The organism is Nesterenkonia lacusekhoensis (assembly GCF_017876395.1).
In the GTDB taxonomy this organism is placed as follows: domain Bacteria; phylum Actinomycetota; class Actinomycetes; order Actinomycetales; family Micrococcaceae; genus Nesterenkonia; species Nesterenkonia lacusekhoensis.
The window spans coordinates 37570-57099 of sequence record NZ_JAGINX010000001.1 but is presented as its reverse complement, the minus strand read 5'-3'; the positions used below and the strand labels follow the sequence as shown (position 1 = coordinate 57099).

The following is a 19530-nucleotide window of genomic DNA, read 5'->3' as shown; positions in this document are numbered from 1 at the left end:
ATGCGATCTGGGCTGACGCCTGTGACCGAGTGTTCAGTGCCTGCTGTATAGTTCAGTCCATGCTGACTATTGCTTCGCGTCTCGACGTGATGAACCGCCTGGGTCGCGCACTGGCCGACCCCACTCGATCCCGGATCATCTTGACCCTGCTCGACCATCCCGCTTACCCGGCGGAACTGGCCCGAGATCTGGACCTGACACGCCCGAACGTGTCCAACCACCTGGCATGCCTGCGCGATTGCGGGATCGTCGTCTCCGAGCCCGAGGGTCGTCGGACACGATATGAGATCGCCGATTCACACCTGGCGCAGGCGCTGACGGCACTGGTCGATGCCATCCTGGCAGTGGACGAAGACGCCCCGTGCATCGATCCCGCCGGCTCGCTTCCCGGATGCGACGCAGCTGGGGAGGGCGCATGATCCTCACCTCGGTCTTGCAGGCGATGGGCCTGTTCGTAGCGACCAACATCGACGACATCATCGTGCTCTCCCTCTTCTTCGCTCGAGGGGCCGGCCAGCGCGGTACTACCGCCCGTATTCTGGCCGGGCAGTACCTCGGGTTCGCCGGCATCCTCGGTGCCGCGGTCCTGGTGACCATCGGCGCCGGAGCCTTCCTGCCCTCGGCAGCCATCCCGTACTTCGGTCTCATCCCTCTGGGCCTCGGCCTCTGGGCCGCATGGCAGGCCTGGCGCGGAGACGATGACGACGATGACGACGAGGCCAAGGTTGCCGGCAAGAAGGTCGGCGTGTGGACAGTCGCAGGCGTCACCCTTGCCAACGGCGGCGACAACATCGGCGTCTACACCCCTGTCTTCCTCAGCGTGGAACCTCTCGCAGTAGTCGCCTACTGCATCGTCTTCCTCGCGCTCGTCGCGGTCCTGGTGGCCCTGGCAAAGTTCGTCGCCACCCGCCCCCCGATCGCCGAAGTGCTCGAACGCTGGGAGCACATCCTCTTCCCCATCGTTCTCATCGGCCTCGGCATCGTGATCCTCGTCAGCGGCGGAGCCTTCGGACTCTGACGTAGCGGCAGCGATCCAAACGGCCCCGACCGGGCGCACCCCTCTCGGTTCAGACCGCGACACCCCCGGTTTTCCAGCTGTTGCCTAAGTAGTAGACAGGTTCTACTCAGGCGTTCCCGACTAGTCCTTCCGATGAGTAGCCATGCCCAGGATTGCGGGAGAGATGTCAGGGAGAGGCTTCCTGGCCTCTTGTGCGTAGGCGGTAATGGCGTATCCCGGGAGCCCTCTCGTGTAGCTGGAGGCTGAGAGGAGCCGCTGTGCATCCGGCACGGAGGTGCCGGGGTAGGCCATCTGAGCGAACCATGTAAGCCGTTCTGCCGTGTTGGGGCGCTTCCAGATTTTCGCAGTGTTCTTCCCAATGGCACGCCTACGTTCTGCGAGTGCGTGCCGCGGACTGCGTAGCTCACTGTTGACGCGCTCGCCGTCACGCCTCTTGTTCACTGCTGAGCTGACTGGCTCTAGGTGTGTGGGCAGGATGCAGAAGCGGGAACCGCAGAGGTGGTCAAGCTCCAGGCCTGCATCTACGTAGTCCACCAGGGCCGTATAGGTGAATCGATAGGGGAGCCATGAGTAGCCGTAGTTGATCTTCCCGCGCCACTTACGCTTACCCTGTTCCTCTTTGGTGAGTTGCCACTCCAGGCATCCTCCGGTGGGCCTCACATTCTCAGCCGCCTTGAGGAGTAGTCTCTCCAGCTCCTCCGGTTCGCTCCACAGGTAATCGCGTTCATGCCTACGGCAGTAGCCGCGCCTATTGATTATCAGCTTGTTCCACTGACGGAGATTCCGGCACCCCTCCCAGGAGCATTCAAAGGCTTGCCCGCGTCTCTTCTGCTCATAGTGAGGGTGGCACAGTGTGGGCGGGTTTGGATGCTTCTTTGTCGGCTTGTGAGCGCGAGTCCGGCCGGGCCTGCCGCAGTCGGGCATCTCGCATTGCTCGGCTAGAGCCTTCGGCCTGCCCCGCGATTAGTCATGTATGCACAAAACCTCCAAGATGGAATCCGTCATATGCAGGTGATATAATACGCCGCCCCTCGTTTTCGGGGATCGTATTATATGCACTTGCCTATTCAGTGTCAAATTGGGTCCTGGTGTTCCCACACTGAGACCTCCGCCATCCCTCAGTTCTATGCCGGGTAATATGAGTAATCCGTGTACACCGACTACCCGTTCTACGAGGGCTGAGCGGGCCGCTTCTCCCCCGCCCCGCTCCGTCCCACCCACGTTGCTTGGGCGAAGAATTGCCGTCCCAGCGCCTTTAGCACGCTCATACGGCAATTCTTCGCCCAAACAACTACGGGATCAGCTCAGCTGACCGCCACCAGGCTGATCCCGACGACGACCACCGCCGCCCCGGCGACGCGTCGCACCGGGTCCGGCTCCCTGAACAGCCACCAGGCCAGCAGCGCCCCGATGACGATCGAGGATTCGCGCACCGGCGCCACCACGGCCACCGACGTAGTGGTCATCGCATAGAGCACCAGCACATAGGCCAGCGGCGACAGGGTAGCGATGATCCCCACCTGCCGCCGGTCCGACCACCAGGTCGGCCCGATCTGCGCCCGCTTGCGGATCACCCAGGGCAGCATGACCAGGCTCTGCACCGCGCCGCTGAGCCCGAAGTAGAGGATCGGTTCGATGGCCAGGTCATTGACCGAATAGTTGTCCCACAGCGTGTAGGCGGCGATGGCCGCACCGGTGGCCGACCCGTAGAGCATCCCGGTGCCCAGGCCTGAGGCCCGCTGGAAGAGCCTGCGGCCGGTGACGATCAGGATCCCGCCGATGATCACCAGCCCGCCCACCAGCGCCAGCGTCTCCGGACGCTCTCCCAGCAGCGCGACGGCGACGACGACGGTCAGCACCGGCCCCACCCCGCGGGCCACCGGGTAGACCACGCCCAGATCCGCCTTGCGGTAGCCCGTCTGCAGCAGCATCGCGTAGGTGATGTGAAGCAGCGCGGTGATCGCTGCCGCATAGAGCAGCTCCCAGCCGTAGCTGTCCCCGCGCATGATCAGCAGCGTCAGCCCCACCGGCAGGCACAGCACCGCACCAGCGCTGTAGTACATCCACACGAAGACCGTGGTGTCCCCGCTGGAGCTCTTCGCGGCGATGTTCCACAGCGCGTGGGCCACGGCCGCACCGAGGACCATCAGAAGTGCCAGCGTGCTCACTGGGCATCTCCGTCCAGCGTCAGCGCCGCACAGAGCATGTCGACCACGGCCAGATGGGCGATCCGACTGGAGGACTCCACCAGGTGCTGGGCCGCCGAGACTCCCATGGCGACCAGCGGCACATCCGCCACCTTGGCCAGCGTGGAGCTGCCGAAGCTGGTGATCGCGATGACCTGCGCGCCGCTGCCCTGGGCGGCCTGGACGGTCTCCAGCGTCTGGCGGGTCTCACCGGAGTGGCTGACGGCGAGGACCGCATCCTCGGCGTCGAGCTGTCCGGCCAGCAGGACCGCGGAGTAGCTGTCGGCCGAGTGCTGGACGGTGAGCCCGTTGAGGGTGAGCCGGAAGGCGGCGTCGGCGGCCACGGCCAGCGAGGTCCCGGAGGATGCGAGCAGCACCCGCCTCGCCCCGGTGAGCAGAGTCCCGGCGCGCTCGATGTCGGCAGGCTCCAGTGTGGAACGGGCGGCCTGGAGGCTGCGGATATGGCTGGCACTGATCAGGTCGATGACCTCCTGAGCGGAGCCGGCCCGACTGATCTGGGCCTCGGGCTGCTCGTCTGCCGCCGAGGACCGCGCCAGCGCCAGACGCAGGTGGGGCAGCCCGGTGAAGCCGGCCGCACGGGACGCGCGGACCACGGTTGCCGCGGAGACATCAGCGCGGGCGGCCACCTGCTGGGCATTGGCGTTGAGCACGAAGCTGGGGTCCTCGAGGCACAGTTCGAGGACGCGCTGATGAGCGGGTTTCAGCCCGGGGAGTTGGGAGCGCAGCTGCAGGAGGAAGGAGTCGCCGTCGGCCATGTTTCAGATCATATCAGCGACACTGCAACGTCGTTTCGAGCCGTCGGAGACCCTCGTCACCAAACATTACATATGTATAGTTTGGTGCTAGGCTGGTGCCCACCCGGAACCCTCCGGATAGGACGGCTCGCTGCCGATATGTCCCAGGCAGCCGGTTCTTCTCCTCGGCCGCACTGCGCCCCACCGTCCCGCGCGGCTGGCCGAGAAAGGTAGAGGCGACGATGTCTTCGCAGTCCACCGACTCTGTCCAACAGCCCTCAGCACAGCCGACACCCCAGCCCGACGCCGAGCAGTCCCGGCCGCTGCGCCGCAGCGGCATCAAGCCCTGGTTGGGCCTGGCCACACTGGTGCTGCCGGTGCTGCTGATCTCCATCGACATGACGGTGCTGGGCTTCGCCGTGCCGTATCTGAGCGAATCCCTCTCCCCCACCGGCAATCAGCTGCTGTGGATCGTGGACATCTACGGGTTCATGATCGCCGGCCTGCTGGTGACCATGGGTTCCCTCGGTGACCGGATCGGCCGGCGTCGTCTGCTGATGATCGGCTCCGCAGCCTTCGGGGCCGCCTCGGCCGTGGCCGCCTTCAGCGTCTCCGCGGAGATGCTCATCCTGGCCCGTGCCCTGCTGGGCGTGGCCGGTGCGACGCTGATGCCCTCGACGCTCTCGCTGATCCGTCACCTGTTCCCGGACCAGCGGCAGCGGATGATCGCCGTGGCCGTCTGGGCCTCGGCCTTCTCCGCCGGCGCGGCCTTCGGCCCGATCCTGGGCGGCCTGCTTCTGGAGCACTTCTTCTGGGGCTCGGTCTTCCTGATCAACCTGCCGGTGATGGCGCTGATCCTGGTCTGCGTGCCGCTGCTGATCAGCGAGTCCAGGGACCCCAACCCGGGCCGCATCGATGCACTCAGCGTGCTGCTCTCTCTGGCGGCGATGCTGCTGAGCGTCTACGGCATCAAGAAGCTGGCCGAGGGTGATCTGGCCGCCGTGACCTGGGCCTCCCTGATCATCGGCCTGCTGGCCGGCGCGCTCTTCGTGCAGCGCCAGCGCCGGTTGGCCCACCCGCTGATCGACCTGAGCCTCTTCGCCGTGCGCAGATTCCGTGCCGCGATCACCGCGAACTTCATGCTGGTCTTCGCCATGGTGGGATCGCTGTTCTTCCTCTCCCAGCTGCTGCAGCTGGGGTACGGGATGAGCCCCTTCGACGCCGGCCTGGCGCTGGTGCCCGGACTGGTCATCTCTGTGCTGGCCAGCTTTGTGGTCATCCCCATCGCCAAGCGCTGCTCGCTGCGGGCAGTGATCAGCACCGGCATCGTGATCGCGATGTCCGGATTCCTGGTGCTCACCCAGATCCCGACCACCGACGGGATCCTGCTGGTGCTCATCGCCTTCGCGCTGCTGGGGCTGGGCATGGGCCTGGCTGAGACGCTGACCAACGACGCCGTGCTCACCGCCGCTCCCCCGCAGCGAGCCGGTGCAGCCTCCGCGATCTCTGAGACCGGCTACGAGCTGGGCGGCGCGCTGGGAGTCGCCGTACTGGGCAGCGTGCTGACTCTCGGTTACCGCACCGGAGTGCAGAACGCCGAGCTGGACGGAGTCAGCGGATCCGCCGTCGAGGCCGCCTCCGAGACTCTGGGCACTGCCACCGCCACAGCGCAGGGACTGGAGCCGGGACCCGGCGAGGCACTGCTGGCCGCCGCACAGTCTGCCTTCGTGGACGGGGTCCAACTGACCAGCGCCATCGCGGCGGGCATCATGGCCCTGGCGGCGGTCACTGTATTCGTGCTGCTGCGTGGAGACCGTGGACGGGCTTCGGCGCCTGCAGAGTGACGAGGCCGTGGGCCGCAGATCGGCCCGGGGTAGGTTGAGCGGTAAGGGCCGGAAGTGCCCTTCCCGCCCCGTTCCATGACCGGAAGGATCGCTATGTCTGCCGTCGTCGTCACCGCCGTGTTCCACCCCAGAGAAGGCCGGAAGCAGGAGCTGGCCGACGCCATGCGCCGCGGCATCGAAACCGTCCACACCGAGTCCGGCTGCGAGCTCTACTCCATCCACGACGCTGAGGACGGCACGATCACCATGATCGAGAAGTGGTCCTCGGTCGAGGAGCTGGACGCCCACGGCGACGGCGAACCGGTGAAGACCCTGCTGGCCGACATCGAAGAGCTCGTCGAGAGCGGCCCCACTGTGACCCGCATGTACCCGCTGCCCCGCGGCGCTGCAGAACAGGGAGCTCTCTGAGCCTCTCCCCCTGTGGTGGATCTCCCTGTGGCGGAGTCCGCACACAAAACCGGCCCCCGGTCTCGCAGTGAGCGAGTCCGGGGGCCGGTCTGTGTCGGTTCAGACAGAACCCACGAGCTCCGGGTCCAGCGGGACCGCTGGTTCGCCGGGCTCGGAAAGCCTAGAAGACTTACAGGGGGGTGACGTTCTCAGCCTGCAGACCCTTGGGGCCGCGGGCGGTCTCGAACTCAACCTGCTGGTTCTCCTCGAGGGAGCGGAAGCCGGAGGAGTTGATCGCGCTGAAGTGCACGAACACGTCGTCGGAGCCGTCCTGGGGGGCGATGAAGCCGTAGCCCTTTTCAGCGTTGAACCATTTAACGGTGCCAGTGGCCATGATGTTTCCTTACTATTACTTGCTACGCACCGATCTCACGATGCTTATTCTGTGCCTGACCTGGCCGGGCAGGCACAGAGTTCTGTGCGGCCACTCACCTGAAGAGGGCGGAACCCTCTGAAGCGTCATGACGTACAAGCTTCATCCTACGCTACTGACCCCGGGTCACATAACCCTCTTCCGCCAAGAATTCCCAGGCGACGTCCGCCGGCTCCTCAGCGACCGACTGCACCGATAACCTTCACAGGCGGTCAGCGGCCGGGTCAGACCTCAGGAACGACCACTTGGAACGCCTCAGACCGCAACCGCTGACTCCAGGCCCTGCTCCTCCTCGTCACGGGCCTCCTCCGAGGCGGGCTCGAACCGGACCATCATGGCCTTGAAGCCCGGAGTGTTGGACTCGCGGGCCACCAGGTCACGGTGGACCAGGGCGTTGGCCTCCGGGTAGTAGGCGGCCACGCAGCCGCGCGCCGTCGGGTAGGCCACCAGACGGAATCGTTCTGCCCGGCGCTCCTCCCCGCGGAACATGGAGACCACATCGACCACGTCACGATCGGAGAAGCCGGTCTGGGCCAAGTCGTCCGGGTGGATGAGGATGACCCGGCGGCCGCCCGAGATGCCGCGGTAGCGGTCGTCCAGACCGTAGAAGGTGGTGTTGTACTGGTCATGCGACCGCATCGTCTGCAGGACCAGGTACCCCTCCGGCGGGGTCAGGTACTCCAGCTCGCGCACGGTGAAGCCGGCCTTGCCGTCCGCTGTGGCGAAGGAGCGCTGATCCCGCGGCGGGTTGGGCAGCACAAAGCCGTACTTGTCCCGGACCCGCTCATTGAAGTTCTCAGTGCCGGGAACCACCCGGGAGGCGTGATCACGGATGACGTCGTAGTCGTCGGCCATCGCTTTCCAGCCCACCGCATGATCCGGGCCCAGCGCGGCCTCGGCCATGCGGGCGAGGATCACCGGCTCAGCCAGCAGGTGATCAGAGATCGGCTCCAACCGGCCCTGGGTGGAGCTGACCACGGACATCGAGTTCTCCACGGAGAGGAACTGCGCTCCGCCGGGGTGCTTGTCATCCTTGTCCGAGCGTCCCAGCGTGGGCAGGATGATGGAGGTCTTCCCATGGACCACGTGAGAGCGGTTGGGCTTGGTGGAGATGTGCACGGTCAGGCCAGTCTTCTTCAGCCCGGATTCCATCAGGGCGGTGTCCGAGTTGGCCATGGCCAGGTTTCCGCCCAGGGAGACGAAGACATCGATGTTGTCATCGGCCATCTGGTACATGGATTCGGTGGAGTCGTAGCCGTGCTCGCGCGGGGACTCGATCCCGAACTCGGCGTCGAGCTTCTCCAGGAACCCTTCGGTGGGCTTCTCCCAGATGCCGAAGGTGCGGTCGCCCTGAACATTGGAGTGGCCGCGGACCGGGCAGGCGCCGGCTCCGGGCTTTCCGAAGTTGCCCTGCAGCAGAAGCAGGTTGATGATCTCCTTGATGGTGTCCACCGAATGCGGCTGCTGGGTGATCCCCAGGGCCCAGCAGAAGATGGTGGCCTTGGACTTCGCCAGCAGCTCACCGATCTCCTCGATCTCGGCACGCTGCAGGCCGGTGGCCTGCTCGATCTCGTCCCAGTCCAGCTGGGCCCGGGCGGCCCGGTACTCTTCGAAGCCCTTGGTGGAGGATTCCACGAACGCGCGGTCGACCACGCTGCCGGGGTTCTCCTCCTCCTTGCGCAGCAGGATGTGGCCCAGCGCCTGGAACAGCGCCTGATCTCCACCGACCTTGATCTGCAGGTATTCGTCGGAGATCCGGTCCCCCTTGATCATGCCCTGCGGGGTCTGCGGGTCCTTGAAGCGCATCAGCCCGGCCTCCGGCAGCGGGTTGACCGCCACCACCTTGCCGCCGTTCTTGCGTGCCTCGGCCAGAGATCCGAGCATGCGCGGGTGGTTGGTGCCTGGGTTCTGCCCGACGACGAAGATCAGCTCGGAGTTCTCGATGTCCTCCAGAGAGACAGTCCCCTTGCCGATCCCGATGGTCGGGTTCAGGGCTGACCCGGAGGATTCGTGGCACATGTTCGAGCAGTCCGGCAGGTTGTTGGTGCCCAGGCTGCGGGCGAAGAGCTGGTACATGAACGCCGTCTCGTTCGCGGTCCGGCCCGAGGTGTAGAAGGTGCAGCGGTCAGCGGTGGTGGCCCGGATGTGCTCGCCGATGGTCTCGAACGCCTCGGTCCAGCTGATCGGGGTGTAGTGAGTCTCGCCCTCGCGCACGATCATCGGATGGGTGATCCGGCCGGACTGGCCCAGCCAGTACTCGGTCTTCTGCTCCAGCTCGGCGATCGAGTGCTGGGCCCACCACTCGGGGGTGGCCACTCGTTTGGTGTTCTCCTCGGCGAGCGCCTTGGCGCCGTTCTCACAGAACTCGACCTTCTTGCGGTCTCCGGTGACAGACTCCGGCCAGGCGCAGCCGGGGCAGTCCACGCCGCGGTCCTGATTCACGCGGAACATGGAGCGCACCGTCCTGCTGAGCCCGCCCTGGGTGAGGCCCCGCTGGAAGGAGACCTTCACAGCTTTGATCCCGGCCGCATAGTCCTTGGGGCCGCTGACCTTCAGCTTCCGCTCATCGATGTCTTCAAGCTCAACAGTGTGTCCGCGCACGTCATCGTGGCTGCGTCCCTGGTCATCCATACCGAGATTCTAGCGCCCGGCGATCCCTTGGAGGGAAGCATCCTGCTCACAGACACGGTGGGCGTGGGTGTAGAGGTTCACGCTGCGGCCGCGGGAGAAGCCAGCCAGGGTCAGCCCGGAGCGCTCAGCCAGATCAGCGGCCAACGACGACGGCGCCCCCACCGCGCTGAGCATCTCGATGCCGGCCAGCGCGGCCTTCTGCACCAGCTCGAAGGAAGCCCGCCCACTGACCTGCAGGACAGTTCCGCTCAGCGGCAGCTCACCGGCGGTGAGCGCCCAGCCCACCACTTTGTCCACGGCGTTGTGCCGGCCCACGTCCTCCCGCAGGCAGAGCAGCCGGCCGTCGCCGTCGAACAGCCCGGCGGCGTGGACTCCTCCGGTCTTCTCGAAGATGTTCTGGCTCTCCCGCAGCGTGTCCGGCAGCTGCAGCAGCGTCTCAGCGCTGATGTTCAGCGAGGGCCCCTCGGGCGGGCCTGGGGGAAGAGTCTTCTCCACAGCGTCGATGCTGGTGGTCCCGCAGATGCCGCAGGCCGAGGTGGTGACCACGTTGCGCCGCTCGCGGATCGAGGTGCGCATGGAGACCAACAGAGGGTCCAGGTCGGCGTCGAGGACGTTATAGGTCTGGTTGCCCTGCTCGTCGGTGCCCGCGCAGTAGCGCAGCCCCCGCAGCTCCTCGGGGCTGCGCACGATCCCCTCGGAGACGAGGAAGCCTGCGGCCAGCTCGAAGTCATGGCCGGGGGTCCGCATGGTGACGGAGAAGGGCTCTCCGCCCAGACGGATCTCCAGGGGCTCCTCGGCGGCCAACGTATCCGCGCGGGTGCGCGTGGTGACGGCACCTGTCTCCTGGTCCCGCAGCAGGCGGGTGACCTTCCTGCGCTGTGTGAGGCGTCCCATCAGCTTCTCCTCTTCGGCGGGCCGCCCTGCGGCGGCTGACTACTCCTGTCGGAACGGCCCGGCACCTTCAGGCATTCCACCTGGTCTCCGACGGCCAGGCCCTCAGCGGGCACCACGACGAGGACCTCAGCCTGGGCCAGGCCGCGCATCATATGAGCCTGGGCATGCTCCAGCGGGTGCACCAGAGGCTCCTCGTCACCGACGCCGAGCCGGGCGGGCACCAACCGCACTCCCCCACGCCCGCGTCGGGCCGCCCCGGAGATCTCCGCCGCGGCCTGAGCCCACAGCGGCTCAGCCTGGGACCGGGCCGCCAAGGCCGCGATCAGGGGCAGCCCCAGCACGGTCAGTGCGGCGAAGCCGGCCAGCGGGTTGCCCGGCAGTCCCAGGACGTAGGTGTGGCGCTGATCTGCAGGTCGCTGTTCTGCAGGTTGCTGTTCTGCAGGTCGTTGGTCTGCGGGGATCCGGGCGAACAGCGCCGGGTGGCCCGGCCGCATGTCCACGTGACTGACCAGGATCTCGGCCTCCAGCTCGGTGAGCACCGGGCGGAGGGTATCGGCACGGGAGGCGGCCGTGCCTCCGGTCGTGATGATCAGATCGGGTGCCGGTTCGGCAGCGGGCTCAAGGTCGAGGAGCCGACGCAGCTCCGCCGGGTCGTCGTCGATCCGGTGCATGCTCTCCAGCTGCGCCCCGGCCTCATGCAGCATCGACGGCAGGGCCAGTCCGAAGACGTCGCGCACCTGCCCCGGCCCCGGGAGCCCCGAGGTGATGACTTCGGAGCCGGTGAGGATGAGTCGCACCCGCGGGCGCGGCACCACGCGGAGCGCGTCATAGCCGGCGACGGCGGCCGCTGCGGTCCCCGCCGCACTGAGCTCCTCGCCGGAGTCCAGGAGCAGATCCCCCGCGGCGGCCTCCGCCGCGACGGGACGGATATTGCGGCCGGGTTCCAGGTCCGGGGTCTGCTGGGCGAGGCTGAGCCTCCCAGCATCCAGACGAGCATGCTCCGAGCGCAGCACAGAGACGGTCCCCTCAGGCACGGGGGACCCGGTGACGACGCCGACTGCCTCCCCCGCCGCCAAGGGCGCCAACAGGGTGCTGGGCCCCTCTGCCCCCTGGGAGCGGGCCCGCCAGCAGGGGTCTTCCGCGTCCGGCACCGGCAGCGGTGCGGCCAGGGCCCACCCGTCCATGGCCGAGGTGGCCACATGGGGCACATCCAGCTGGGCGCGGAGCGGCTCGGCGAGCACACAGCCGAGAGCCTCCTGCAGCGGCACGGTCCGGGCCGGAAGGGCGGGCGAGGAGGCTGCAGTGCTGCGCGCGTGATCGAAGGAGGCCATCAGAGGACCCGCAGACGGCGTCGGAGGCTCATCCCACAGCCTGCGAGCGGCGCTCCAGCAGCTGCTCAGCCACACGGGAGGCCGCGCGGACCGCCTTGTCGTAGTCAGCCTGGCCGGAGGCCTCAGCCAGCCCGGTCACGTAGCCCACCAGGAAGGTGGTGATGGGGGCCGAGGGGCGCACGATGGTGTGGGCGGCCTGTCCGGCGAGCTTCAGGAGCGCATCGATGTCGATCTCGACGTCGTCGATCTCCAGGTGGTGCGTCAGCTCTCTGACCCACAGTTCGATCGCCTCGCGGGTCGCGTCCGGGGTGCTCTCAGCCATCGTCAGTCTCCTCACAGGGGGTCTCGAGAGGGTTCCGCACCAGGTTCTCACAGGTCGGCAGGCCGGAGCGGCCCGCAGAGGACAGTGCTAGCGCTGTGGCGCTACTCACCGCCTCAACCCAGGAGGAGAGGACTCATGTCCGCAGCGGCACCAGCGCGCTCTGCTCCCATGCAGAAGATCACCGCCGGCCCGAGCTTCAACAGGTGGCTGATCCCGCCTGCGGCTCTGGCCATCCACATGTGCATCGGTCAGGTCTACGGCGCCTCGGTCTATCGCGACGCGATCCAGCTCCACTTCGGTGCCAGCCATACCGCGATCGGCATCATCTTCTCTCTGGCCATCGTGATGTTGGGCCTCTCCGCCGCGCTCTTCGGCAGCTGGGTGGATCGCAACGGTCCGCGGCGGGCCGTCCTGGCCTCCACCGCCTGCTGGGTCTCCGGCTTCGTCATCGGCTCCGTCGGCATCTTCACCGAGCAACTGTGGCTGCTCTACCTGGGCTACGGCGTCGTCGGAGGAATCGGCCTGGGCATCGGCTACATCGCACCGGTCTCTACGCTGATGAAGTGGTTCCCGGACCGTCCCGGCATGGGCACCGGGATGGCCATCATGGGCTTCGGCGTCGGTGCGATGATCGCCACGCCGCTCTCCAGCTTCTTCATGAACCTCTACAACGGTGGGGCTCCCGCCGACGGTGAGGTCCACTCCGGGTCCTCGGTCGGCCTGCTGTTCCTGACACTGGCCGCCCTGTATCTGTGCATGATGCTCTTCTCGGCCTGGATCGTGCGGGTCCCCGCCCCCGATTGGACGCCGGAGGGCTTCGACCCCTCCCAGCGGAAGCAGAAGAAGAACGTCTCCCAGAACAACGTGCGGGTCAACACTGCCATGAAGACTCCTCAGTTCTGGCTGCTCTGGGTGATGCTGTTCGTCAACGTCACCGCAGGCATCGGCATCCTGGAGCAGGCCAACGCCTTTGTGCGTGACTTCTTCCGCGACGGCGACGGCAACTCCGCTGTGGCGCTGGCCGCGGCCGCCGGCTTCGTCGCCTTCCTGTCCCTGACCAACACACTGGGCCGGTTCGTCTGGGCCTCCACCTCGGACAAGATCGGACGCAAACCGATCTATACGATCTACCTGGGCCTGGGCGCGCTGCTGTACTTCTCCCTGGCCACCTGGGGCAACAGCTCCATGGCGCTGTTCATCGTGCTGGCCGGCATCATCCTGTCCTTCTACGGGGGCGGGTTCTCCACCGCCCCGGCCTACCTGCGCGACCTCTTCGGGACCTTCCAGGTGGGTGCCATCCACGGCCGTCTGCTGACTGCCTGGGCCGCCGCCGGAGTGGCCGGCCCGCTCATCGTCAACGCGTTCCTCGACGCCGCAGGCGGCGAGCCCGGCACCCTGACCGCAGGCGACTACCGGCCGGCCCTCTACACGATGGTCGCCCTGCTGGTGGTCGGGTTCATCGCCAACCTGCTGGTCCGCCCGGTGGCATCCAAGCACCACGTGGAGAATGAGCCCGAGGGGGCCGCGCAGCAGTCCGACGCCGAGGACTCGGAGAAGGCCAGTGCGCGTACCTCCGTGGAGCCTGCCGGCAAGCCGGCAGTCCCTGTACCGGTGGCATGGATCGTGGTGGGGATCCCGATCCTCTACGGCCTGACGTACACCTTCATCAACGGCATCGAGCTCTTCCTGAACTGAGCTCAGCTCCGTGCCCAGGGGCCGGAGTCTCTGTCAGCTGCCTGCCCTGCACAGGGCACAGCGCTGCAGAGGCTTCGGCCTCATCTGTGTCCGTGGACGTCCAGGCGATATGCGTCCTCAGGTGTGTCTACGTCGGCGCCGAGTCCCTCAGGCATCTGCGGATGCGCAGCCTCGATGCCCTCGAGCATGATGCGCAGCGGCCGGCCCTCGGTCTGGGCCGCAGTGATCTCGTGGGCTCGGGCCCGCAGCGCCCGTTCCGGGATGAGCGAGGCCAGCAGCTGCAGCCGACCGGTGCCGTCCTGCGGGATCACCGCCCGGTGGCCGGCCTGGCCCAGCTGGGGCAGGAGCCAGTCCAGCAGCGGCCCGGGATCCACGACGTCGACAGCGGCCAGCAGGATCCTCGGCGTTGCGGCTGATCCGGCCGCAGTCGGCCTGGTCTCAGCCGATCCGGCCTCGATCGGTCCGGTTTCGATCGGCTCGGTCTCGATCGGCTCGGTCTCGATCGGCTCAGCCCCGCTGAGCCGCCCTGCCTGCTCCAGAGCGAGCATCCCGGCCCGCACTGCCGCAGCCGGCCCGCCCAGCGGCGGGTCCTCCCGGGTCAGCAGCACCTGCGGGGGCAGGTCTGCACGCAGCTCCTCGGGGCCCACCACCACCGCGGGGATGTCCCGGCGGAGCAGTTCAGCGGTCCAGTGGTCGAGCAGAGTACGCTCTCCGCGGCGCAGACGGGCCTTGTCCACCCCGCCGAGGCGCCGGCCCCCGCCTCCGGCCAGGAGCACAGCCCGCAGATGCCGCGGAACGTCGGCCGAAGCTTCCTGAGCAGCCTGATCAGAGAGTGGCTGTGCTGGTCCCGAAGGCGGTGTGGTCAATGAAGGGCCTCCACGATTCGTAGGGTGCATCGAGCTCCTGCGGAAGCCACATGTGCTGGGTGGGTGCGGTCGGCGTGGTGGTGAGCTTCCAACCGAGCTGGTCGAGGGTCTTATCGCCCTTCTTCACGTTGCAGGGGCTGCAGCAGGCCACCAGGTTCTCCCAGCTGGACTGGCCTCCCCGGGCGCGCGGGACCACGTGGTCCACTGTGCCGGCCGGGCGTGAGCAGTAGACGCAGAGCCGACGGTCCCGCCGCAGGACGCCGCGGCGCGATGGTGAGCTGGGCCGATGGCGGGCCACCCGCACATAGCGATGGAGCAGGATCACCGCCGGCCGTGGGATGAGAGCCGAAGGAGAGACGATCGGCGTGCCCTCCTCTGCGAGCACACTGGCTTTGCCGCGCATCACCAAAAGGGCGGCGCGGCGTGAAGACACGACGCTCAGCGGCTCGTAGCCGGCGTTGAGCACCAATGCACGCATGTCCGGTCCTCCCTGACATGGGAGCCAGAACCAGCCGGAACCCTCAGCCGAGACCGAGGATGGGGCCGGTGCGGCGCCCTCCGTCATTCTGGACTAAGGATAGGACGAAATCGTCCACAGCCAAATTCGCACGACGCCGCCAGCATGGCGGAACATCTGTCCGGACACAGAAGAAGCCGCGAGCCCGGCTCCCGGAGGAACCAGGCTCGCGGCCCGAAATCTTCAGTTATGCGCTGCTGCGCGGAGCGGCTGGCCGCTCAGGCGCGGTAGTAGCCGCTCGGGCTGTGCCAGCTCTCGTGCAGGCCGTGCAGTCGCACGCCGCCGGAGGAGGTGGCGGAGATGACCTGGCCGTTGCCGACGTAGATGCCACCGTGACCGTTACCGTTCGCGAGCACGATGTCGCCGGGCTCCGGGCTGCTGACGGAGGTCAGCGAAGCGGCCATCCCGTGGGTGGTGCGCGGAACGCTCTTGCCAGCCTGGTTGTAGGCCCAGTTGATGAGGCCGGAGCAGTCGAAGCCTGCAGTGGTGGTGCCGCCCCAGGAGTAGGGGGTACCCACGCCTGCGTAGGCTGCGGAGACGATGGAGCCGCCGCCGGCCGGAGCGGATGCCGGCTCGGGCTCGGGCTGGGTCTCAGCTGCAGGCTCAGCCTGCTGGGCGGGAGCCTGCTCAGCCTGCTGGCCGCCCTGGGCCTGCTGGGCGGGAGCCTGCTCAGCCTGCTGGGCGGGAGCCTGCTCAGCCTGCTGGGCGGGAGCCTGCTCAGCCTGCTGGGCGGGAGCCTGCTCAGCCTGCTGGCCGCCCTGGGCCTGCTGGGCGGGAGCCTGCTCAGCCTGCTGGCCGCCCTGGGCCTGCTGGGCGGGAGCCTGCTCAGCCTGCTGGCCGCCCTGGGCCTGCTGGGCGGGAGCCTGCTCAGCCTGCTGTGCCGGGGCCTGCTGTGCCGGGGCCTGCTGAGCGGGAGCCTCCTGCTGGACAGGAGCCTCCTCCTGCTGCGTGGCGGGCTGCGGGGCGACCGGCTCCGGCTCGGGCTCCGGCTCAGGTGCCGGAGTGGAGGAGACCACCGGGCGGTCGAAGGTCAGCTCGGCACCCTGGGACGCGGTGACCGCGACGTTGGAGCTGCTGCTGGCGCGCTCCACGGACAGGTCGGACTGTGCGACCTGGAGCGTGGTGACCTCGCGCCCCTGAGAGTCATCAGCTGCGGCGTTGGCTGCGGCGCCGGAGGTGATCACCAGGCCGGAGGTGGCCATAGCCACGGCTGCGCCACGGCCGACGGTGCCGGCGTTGTTGGCCACAGCGCGTGCGATGGACGGCTTGGCCTGACGGCGGCGCTCACGGCGCGAGACGAAAGTCTGAGTGTCTGTCACTTCTGGAAACCTCTCCCTGTTCGGACGAAGCTGCTGGCGTGGAGTTCCAAGCTGGGATGCTTGTCTGCTCCAGGTCCTGTCATGACCGCTGGCTTCGCCCCCTGCCTTGCGGTAGTTGCGAACGACCCCGATCGGCGGCAGGTGGCAAGTCCCGACCGGAGGAGCTCAGGCACCATGTCTGTCCTGAGCACGAAAACGACTGTATAACGGATCGATATAAATGTCACGCTGAGGTCACGACGCGTGTCTCACAACCGTCTCCCCCAGCAGGGAACACCACTCGAGGCACTTCTGACCTGGGGTTTTGGCAGCCACAGGCCAGATAACAGTTCGTTACAGAAGGGCCCAGCACTCCGCCGCACGGCCGTCCTGGCTCATTTTCGTACGGCGCATCGCACCCCAGAACGGCGATAATCACAGACAAGTCACAGCTCCGGCCGGCCGCCGGAGGGAACGTCACACCTGAGGCTCGGCGCGCTGCTCCGCGACGAAGATGTGCTGAGCGACCTCCAACGGCAGCTCGACCTCCAAAGCTTCCGTGTCCCCACCGTTCTCTGCCGGGGTGACGACCAGAGTCACGTAGGCCTCTGAGAGCTCGCCCACCTCCACCTGGGCACCGGGGCGCAGGCCGGCGTCGAGCAGCTGCTCCAGGACCTCAGGCTCCACCTGGATGGACTCGGCCAGGCGCTGCACGGCCCACAGTCGTCCTCCTCCGTGGCCGCTGTCCTCAGCCGCCTGGCGCAGCGTGGTCAGCGCCAGACCGGCGACGTCGGCGCTGCGCGGCAGGCCCAGCTTCTCCAGCCCCGGGATCGGATTGCCGTAGGGGGACTCCACCGGGCTGTCCAGGATCTCCACCAGACAGCGCTCCACCCGCTCGGACATCACGTGCTCCCAGCGGCAGGCCTCCTCGTGGATATAGGGCCAGTCCAGACCGATCACATCGGAGAGCAGACGCTCGGCCAGGCGGTGCTTGCGCATCACCTGCACGGCCAGATCACGGCCGGTCTCGGTGAGCTCCAGGCGCCGCTCCTCGGTCAGCTGCAGCAGCCCGTCGCGCTCCATGCGGGCGACGGTCTGGGAGACGGTCGGACCGGAGTGCTCCAGGCGCTCCGCGATCCGCGCACGCAGGGGCACGATGCCCTCCTCCTCGAGATCGAGGATCGTGCGCAGGTACATCTCCGTAGTATCGATAAGATCGGTCACGAGACCAGCATATATATAAGGAGTATCGATGCCTGCTGAGCGGGTCACCATCCCGAGCGAACTGCTTCCCTCCGACGGACGCTTCGGCGCCGGTCCCTCCAAGGTCCGGCCCGAGCAGGTGCAGGCGCTGAACGACGCCGGCCGCACCCTGCTCGGCACCTCTCACCGTCAGGCCCCGGTGAAGAACCTGGTGGGCGAGGTCCGTGAGGGACTCCACACCTTCTTCCAGGCGCCCGAGGGCTACGAGGTGGTGCTCGGCGTCGGCGGCTCCACCGCCTTCTGGGACATCGCCGGATTCGGCCTGGTCGAACAGAAGGCCCAGCACCTCTCCTTCGGCGAGTTCGGGTCCAAGTTCGCCAAGGCCACCGATGAGGCCCCTCACCTGTCGGACTCCAGCATCCTGAAGGCCGAGCCGGGGACTCGTCCGCAGCCCCAGGCGGAGTCCGGAGTGGACGTCTACGCCTGGCCGCACAACGAGACCTCCACCGGTGTGGCCGCAGAGGTCGCCCGAGTCCAGGGCGCCGACGCCGGCTCGCTGGTCCTGGTGGACGGCACCTCCGCCGCCGGCGGACTGGCGGTGGACGTCAGCCAGACCGACGCCTACTACTTCGCCCCGCAGAAGAACTTCGCCTCCGACGGCGGACTGTGGCTGGCCATGATGTCTCCGGCAGCCCTGGAGCGGGCCGAGAAGCTCGCCGCCGAGCGCTGGATCCCTGACTTCCTGAGCCTGACCACGGCGATCGACAACTCGAGGAAGAACCAGACCTACAACACCCCGGCCCTGACCACTCTGGTGACCCTGGCCGAGCAGGTCCGCTGGCTCAACACCTCCGGGGGCATGGACTTCGCCGCGGCACGCACCGCGGACTCCGCCGGTCGGGTCTACGCCTGGGCCGAGGCACACGAGCTGGCCACGCCCTTCGTCCGGAAGACCGAGGACCGCTCGAACGTCATCGTGACCGTGGACTTCGACGACCGCGTCGACGCCGCCGAGATCGCCTCCACCCTGCGCGCCAACGGGATCGTCGACGTCGAGCCCTACCGCAAGCTGGGGCGCAATCAGCTGCGCATCGCCACCTTCGTCAGCATCGAGCCCGAGGACGTCTCTCAGCTGCTGAAGGCGATCGACTACGTGCTGGAGCAGCAGCGCTGACCTGCTGAGACCTTCCAGCCCTCGGCCGCGAACCTGGGCCCTGAGGTTTGATCAGATAGTGTCGCCACAATCCCTGTCTCGCCGGGAATGACGGCCCTATCTGATCAAACTTCGCGCGCAGGCGAGGAGCTAGGCAGAAGCCGGCTCGGCGTCGGGCACGACGTCGCCCAGCGCCTCCTTCTCCTTCTCGTTCATCCGCTCGGCCCACGGGACCCACGGGGGCGCCAGCAGCGCGTCCTCGCCCGGCAGCAGCCCCAGTTCGCAGACCGTGACCTTCTTGGTGCGCGGAGCCCTCGCCACGGTCACGTACCACTCCCAGCCGCGGTAGCCGGGCTTATCGGCGGCGAACCGGTGGGTCAGCAGCCGGTCCTCCTCCGGCACGGCGGACACATGCGGGCCGATCTGCTCGATCGGCGCGATCTCCTTCAGCGCCTCCAGCGCCAGCTGGGTGGCTTCGGCGAGGACGGCGTCCTTCTTCGGCTTGGGCATGAGGTTCCTTCAGCGCTCAGGCGTCGAAGTCGTCAGCGACGCGGCGGAGCATCGCTGCGATCTTCTTCGACTGCGCGGACTGGGGGTAATGGCCGTTGCGGAGCTGGCCGGTGGTGTTGTCGAGGAGGGTCACCAGGTCCTGGACCAAGGTGGCCATGTCTTCTGCGGGGGTCCGCTTGGCCCGCGCCACAGAGGGACCGTTGTCGAGGACCCGTACCGAGAGGGCCTGCTTGCCGCGACGGCCGTCGGCGATGCCGTACTCCATGCGGGTCCCAGCCTTGACGGTGACACCGGCAGGCAGGGCCGAAGAGTGCAGGAAGACTTCCTGCCCGTCGTCGGAGGTCAGGAATCCGAAGCCCTTCTCGGCGTCGAACCACTTCACTTTTCCGGTCGGCACGTTCGTTCTACCTCGTTCTGGTCGGTCTCCCGCCACGGTGACGGGGATGATGGTGGAGCTTCAAGACTACCGCCGCGGCGCCTCAGGGAT

20 protein-coding genes are annotated in these 19530 nt (G+C 67.4%); 6 read left to right on the top strand and 14 right to left on the bottom strand.

Going from position 1 to position 19530, the window contains the following annotated elements; translation table 11 throughout:
• The first annotated feature begins 59 nt into the window (after positions 1 to 59).
• Together cmtR and JOF45_RS00260 are read left to right on the top strand one after the other, a co-directional pair.
• Positions 60 to 419 (top strand): Cd(II)/Pb(II)-sensing metalloregulatory transcriptional regulator CmtR, encoded by a 360-nt coding sequence (cmtR, locus tag JOF45_RS00265; RefSeq protein WP_210047261.1) that lies wholly within the window; start codon positions 60 to 62, stop codon positions 417 to 419.
• Positions 416 to 1018: a cadmium resistance transporter gene (locus tag JOF45_RS00260; protein WP_210047260.1), complete on the top strand. Its 603-nt coding sequence runs from the start codon at positions 416 to 418 to the stop codon at positions 1016 to 1018. Before cmtR ends, JOF45_RS00260 begins: the two co-directional genes overlap by 4 nt.
• Before the next feature lie 120 nt (positions 1019 to 1138).
• Here JOF45_RS00260 and JOF45_RS00255 read toward each other — a convergent pair whose 3' ends face one another.
• The 3 genes from JOF45_RS00255 to JOF45_RS00245 all read right to left on the bottom strand — a co-directional run bounded on the left by JOF45_RS00255 (position 1139) and on the right by JOF45_RS00245 (position 3980).
• Positions 1139 to 1942, bottom strand: a complete 804-nt coding sequence (locus JOF45_RS00255; RefSeq protein WP_210047259.1) for a hypothetical protein — start codon at positions 1940 to 1942, stop codon at positions 1139 to 1141.
• Positions 1943 to 2322: 380 nt separating this feature from the next.
• A complete protein-coding gene (locus JOF45_RS00250; RefSeq protein WP_210047258.1) occupies positions 2323 to 3186 on the bottom strand; it encodes an EamA family transporter in 864 nt (287 codons plus the stop codon).
• Positions 3183 to 3980, bottom strand: coding sequence for a MurR/RpiR family transcriptional regulator (locus tag JOF45_RS00245; protein WP_210047257.1), 798 nt, complete (start codon positions 3978 to 3980; stop codon positions 3183 to 3185). Before JOF45_RS00245 ends, JOF45_RS00250 begins: the two co-directional genes overlap by 4 nt.
• Positions 3981 to 4201: 221 nt before the next feature.
• Here JOF45_RS00245 and JOF45_RS00240 point away from each other — a divergent pair, with 221 nt between their 5' ends.
• Both JOF45_RS00240 and JOF45_RS00235 read left to right on the top strand, forming a co-directional pair.
• Positions 4202 to 5803, top strand: a complete 1602-nt coding sequence (locus JOF45_RS00240; RefSeq protein WP_210047256.1) for an MFS transporter — start codon at positions 4202 to 4204, stop codon at positions 5801 to 5803.
• Positions 5804 to 5896: 93 nt separating this feature from the next.
• The gene (locus JOF45_RS00235) at positions 5897 to 6211 is read left to right on the top strand and encodes a putative quinol monooxygenase (RefSeq protein WP_210047255.1); all 315 of its coding nucleotides are present in this window, start codon (positions 5897 to 5899) and stop codon (positions 6209 to 6211) included.
• Positions 6212 to 6380: 169 nt separating this feature from the next.
• Here JOF45_RS00235 and JOF45_RS00230 read toward each other — a convergent pair whose 3' ends face one another.
• The 5 genes from JOF45_RS00230 to JOF45_RS00210 all read right to left on the bottom strand — a co-directional run bounded on the left by JOF45_RS00230 (position 6381) and on the right by JOF45_RS00210 (position 11801).
• Entirely contained in the window at positions 6381 to 6584 is a 204-nt protein-coding gene (locus tag JOF45_RS00230) for a cold-shock protein (protein WP_210047254.1), read from the bottom strand.
• Positions 6585 to 6878: 294 nt separating this feature from the next.
• Positions 6879 to 9254 carry an FdhF/YdeP family oxidoreductase gene (locus JOF45_RS00225; protein WP_210047253.1) on the bottom strand — a complete coding sequence of 792 codons (2376 nt, stop codon included), beginning with the start codon at positions 9252 to 9254 and terminating at the stop codon, positions 6879 to 6881.
• Between the two features lie 9 nt (positions 9255 to 9263).
• Positions 9264 to 10148, bottom strand: coding sequence for a formate dehydrogenase accessory sulfurtransferase FdhD (gene fdhD, locus JOF45_RS00220; RefSeq protein WP_210047252.1), 885 nt, complete (start codon positions 10146 to 10148; stop codon positions 9264 to 9266).
• Complete coding sequence (locus tag JOF45_RS00215; RefSeq protein WP_210047251.1) at positions 10148 to 11479, bottom strand: molybdopterin molybdotransferase MoeA; 1332 nt, start codon at positions 11477 to 11479, stop codon at positions 10148 to 10150. Before JOF45_RS00215 ends, fdhD begins: the two co-directional genes overlap by 1 nt.
• Positions 11480 to 11507: 28 nt before the next feature.
• Positions 11508 to 11801 carry a DUF6457 domain-containing protein gene (locus JOF45_RS00210; protein ID WP_245324089.1) on the bottom strand — a complete coding sequence of 98 codons (294 nt, stop codon included), beginning with the start codon at positions 11799 to 11801 and terminating at the stop codon, positions 11508 to 11510.
• 135 nt (positions 11802 to 11936) lie between these two features.
• Between JOF45_RS00210 and JOF45_RS00205 the strand changes: the two genes are divergently transcribed.
• Positions 11937 to 13496 carry an OFA family MFS transporter gene (locus tag JOF45_RS00205; protein WP_245324088.1) on the top strand — a complete coding sequence of 520 codons (1560 nt, stop codon included), beginning with the start codon at positions 11937 to 11939 and terminating at the stop codon, positions 13494 to 13496.
• A gap of 80 nt (positions 13497 to 13576) precedes the next feature.
• Here JOF45_RS00205 and mobA read toward each other — a convergent pair whose 3' ends face one another.
• The 4 genes from mobA to JOF45_RS00185 all read right to left on the bottom strand — a co-directional run bounded on the left by mobA (position 13577) and on the right by JOF45_RS00185 (position 17401).
• A complete protein-coding gene (gene mobA / locus JOF45_RS00200) occupies positions 13577 to 14362 on the bottom strand; it encodes a molybdenum cofactor guanylyltransferase (protein ID WP_210047250.1) in 786 nt (261 codons plus the stop codon).
• Entirely contained in the window at positions 14322 to 14840 is a 519-nt protein-coding gene (locus JOF45_RS00195) for an HNH endonuclease (protein WP_210047249.1), read from the bottom strand. Before JOF45_RS00195 ends, mobA begins: the two co-directional genes overlap by 41 nt.
• A gap of 257 nt (positions 14841 to 15097) precedes the next feature.
• Positions 15098 to 16198, bottom strand: coding sequence for a C40 family peptidase (locus JOF45_RS00190; RefSeq protein ID WP_210047248.1), 1101 nt, complete (start codon positions 16196 to 16198; stop codon positions 15098 to 15100).
• A gap of 456 nt (positions 16199 to 16654) precedes the next feature.
• Positions 16655 to 17401 (bottom strand): iron-dependent transcriptional repressor DtxR, encoded by a 747-nt coding sequence (locus JOF45_RS00185; RefSeq protein WP_210047247.1) that lies wholly within the window; start codon positions 17399 to 17401, stop codon positions 16655 to 16657.
• Positions 17402 to 17429: 28 nt separating this feature from the next.
• Here JOF45_RS00185 and serC point away from each other — a divergent pair, with 28 nt between their 5' ends.
• Positions 17430 to 18554 carry a phosphoserine transaminase gene (gene serC, locus JOF45_RS00180; protein ID WP_210047246.1) on the top strand — a complete coding sequence of 375 codons (1125 nt, stop codon included), beginning with the start codon at positions 17430 to 17432 and terminating at the stop codon, positions 18552 to 18554.
• Positions 18555 to 18683: 129 nt separating this feature from the next.
• Here the strand turns inward: serC and JOF45_RS00175 are convergent, their stop codons facing one another.
• Positions 18684 to 19043, bottom strand: a complete 360-nt coding sequence (locus JOF45_RS00175; RefSeq protein WP_210047245.1) for a DUF3027 domain-containing protein — start codon at positions 19041 to 19043, stop codon at positions 18684 to 18686.
• Positions 19044 to 19059: 16 nt separating this feature from the next.
• The gene (locus JOF45_RS00170) at positions 19060 to 19440 is read right to left on the bottom strand and encodes a cold-shock protein (protein ID WP_210047244.1); all 381 of its coding nucleotides are present in this window, start codon (positions 19438 to 19440) and stop codon (positions 19060 to 19062) included.
• Positions 19441 to 19530 lie beyond the last annotated feature (90 nt).

Bases quoted from the DNA above. Each gene is read 5' to 3' on its own strand.
- cmtR (WP_210047261.1), top strand. From the start codon at position 60: ATGCTGACTATTGCTTCGCGTCTCGACGTGATGAACCGCCTGGGTCGC.
- JOF45_RS00260 (WP_210047260.1), top strand. From the start codon at position 416: ATGATCCTCACCTCGGTCTTGCAGGCGATGGGCCTGTTCGTAGCGACC.
- JOF45_RS00255 (WP_210047259.1), bottom strand. From the start codon at position 1,942: ATGCCCGACTGCGGCAGGCCCGGCCGGACTCGCGCTCACAAGCCGACA.
- JOF45_RS00245 (WP_210047257.1), bottom strand. From the start codon at position 3,980: ATGGCCGACGGCGACTCCTTCCTCCTGCAGCTGCGCTCCCAACTCCCC.
- JOF45_RS00240 (WP_210047256.1), top strand. From the start codon at position 4,202: ATGTCTTCGCAGTCCACCGACTCTGTCCAACAGCCCTCAGCACAGCCG.
- JOF45_RS00235 (WP_210047255.1), top strand. From the start codon at position 5,897: ATGTCTGCCGTCGTCGTCACCGCCGTGTTCCACCCCAGAGAAGGCCGG.
- JOF45_RS00230 (WP_210047254.1), bottom strand. From the start codon at position 6,584: ATGGCCACTGGCACCGTTAAATGGTTCAACGCTGAAAAGGGCTACGGC.
- JOF45_RS00225 (WP_210047253.1), bottom strand. From the start codon at position 9,254: ATGGATGACCAGGGACGCAGCCACGATGACGTGCGCGGACACACTGTT.
- fdhD (WP_210047252.1), bottom strand. From the start codon at position 10,148: ATGGGACGCCTCACACAGCGCAGGAAGGTCACCCGCCTGCTGCGGGAC.
- JOF45_RS00215 (WP_210047251.1), bottom strand. From the start codon at position 11,479: ATGGCCTCCTTCGATCACGCGCGCAGCACTGCAGCCTCCTCGCCCGCC.
- JOF45_RS00210 (WP_245324089.1), bottom strand. From the start codon at position 11,801: ATGGCTGAGAGCACCCCGGACGCGACCCGCGAGGCGATCGAACTGTGG.
- JOF45_RS00205 (WP_245324088.1), top strand. From the start codon at position 11,937: ATGTCCGCAGCGGCACCAGCGCGCTCTGCTCCCATGCAGAAGATCACC.
- JOF45_RS00195 (WP_210047249.1), bottom strand. From the start codon at position 14,840: ATGCGTGCATTGGTGCTCAACGCCGGCTACGAGCCGCTGAGCGTCGTG.
- serC (WP_210047246.1), top strand. From the start codon at position 17,430: ATGCCTGCTGAGCGGGTCACCATCCCGAGCGAACTGCTTCCCTCCGAC.
- JOF45_RS00175 (WP_210047245.1), bottom strand. From the start codon at position 19,043: ATGCCCAAGCCGAAGAAGGACGCCGTCCTCGCCGAAGCCACCCAGCTG.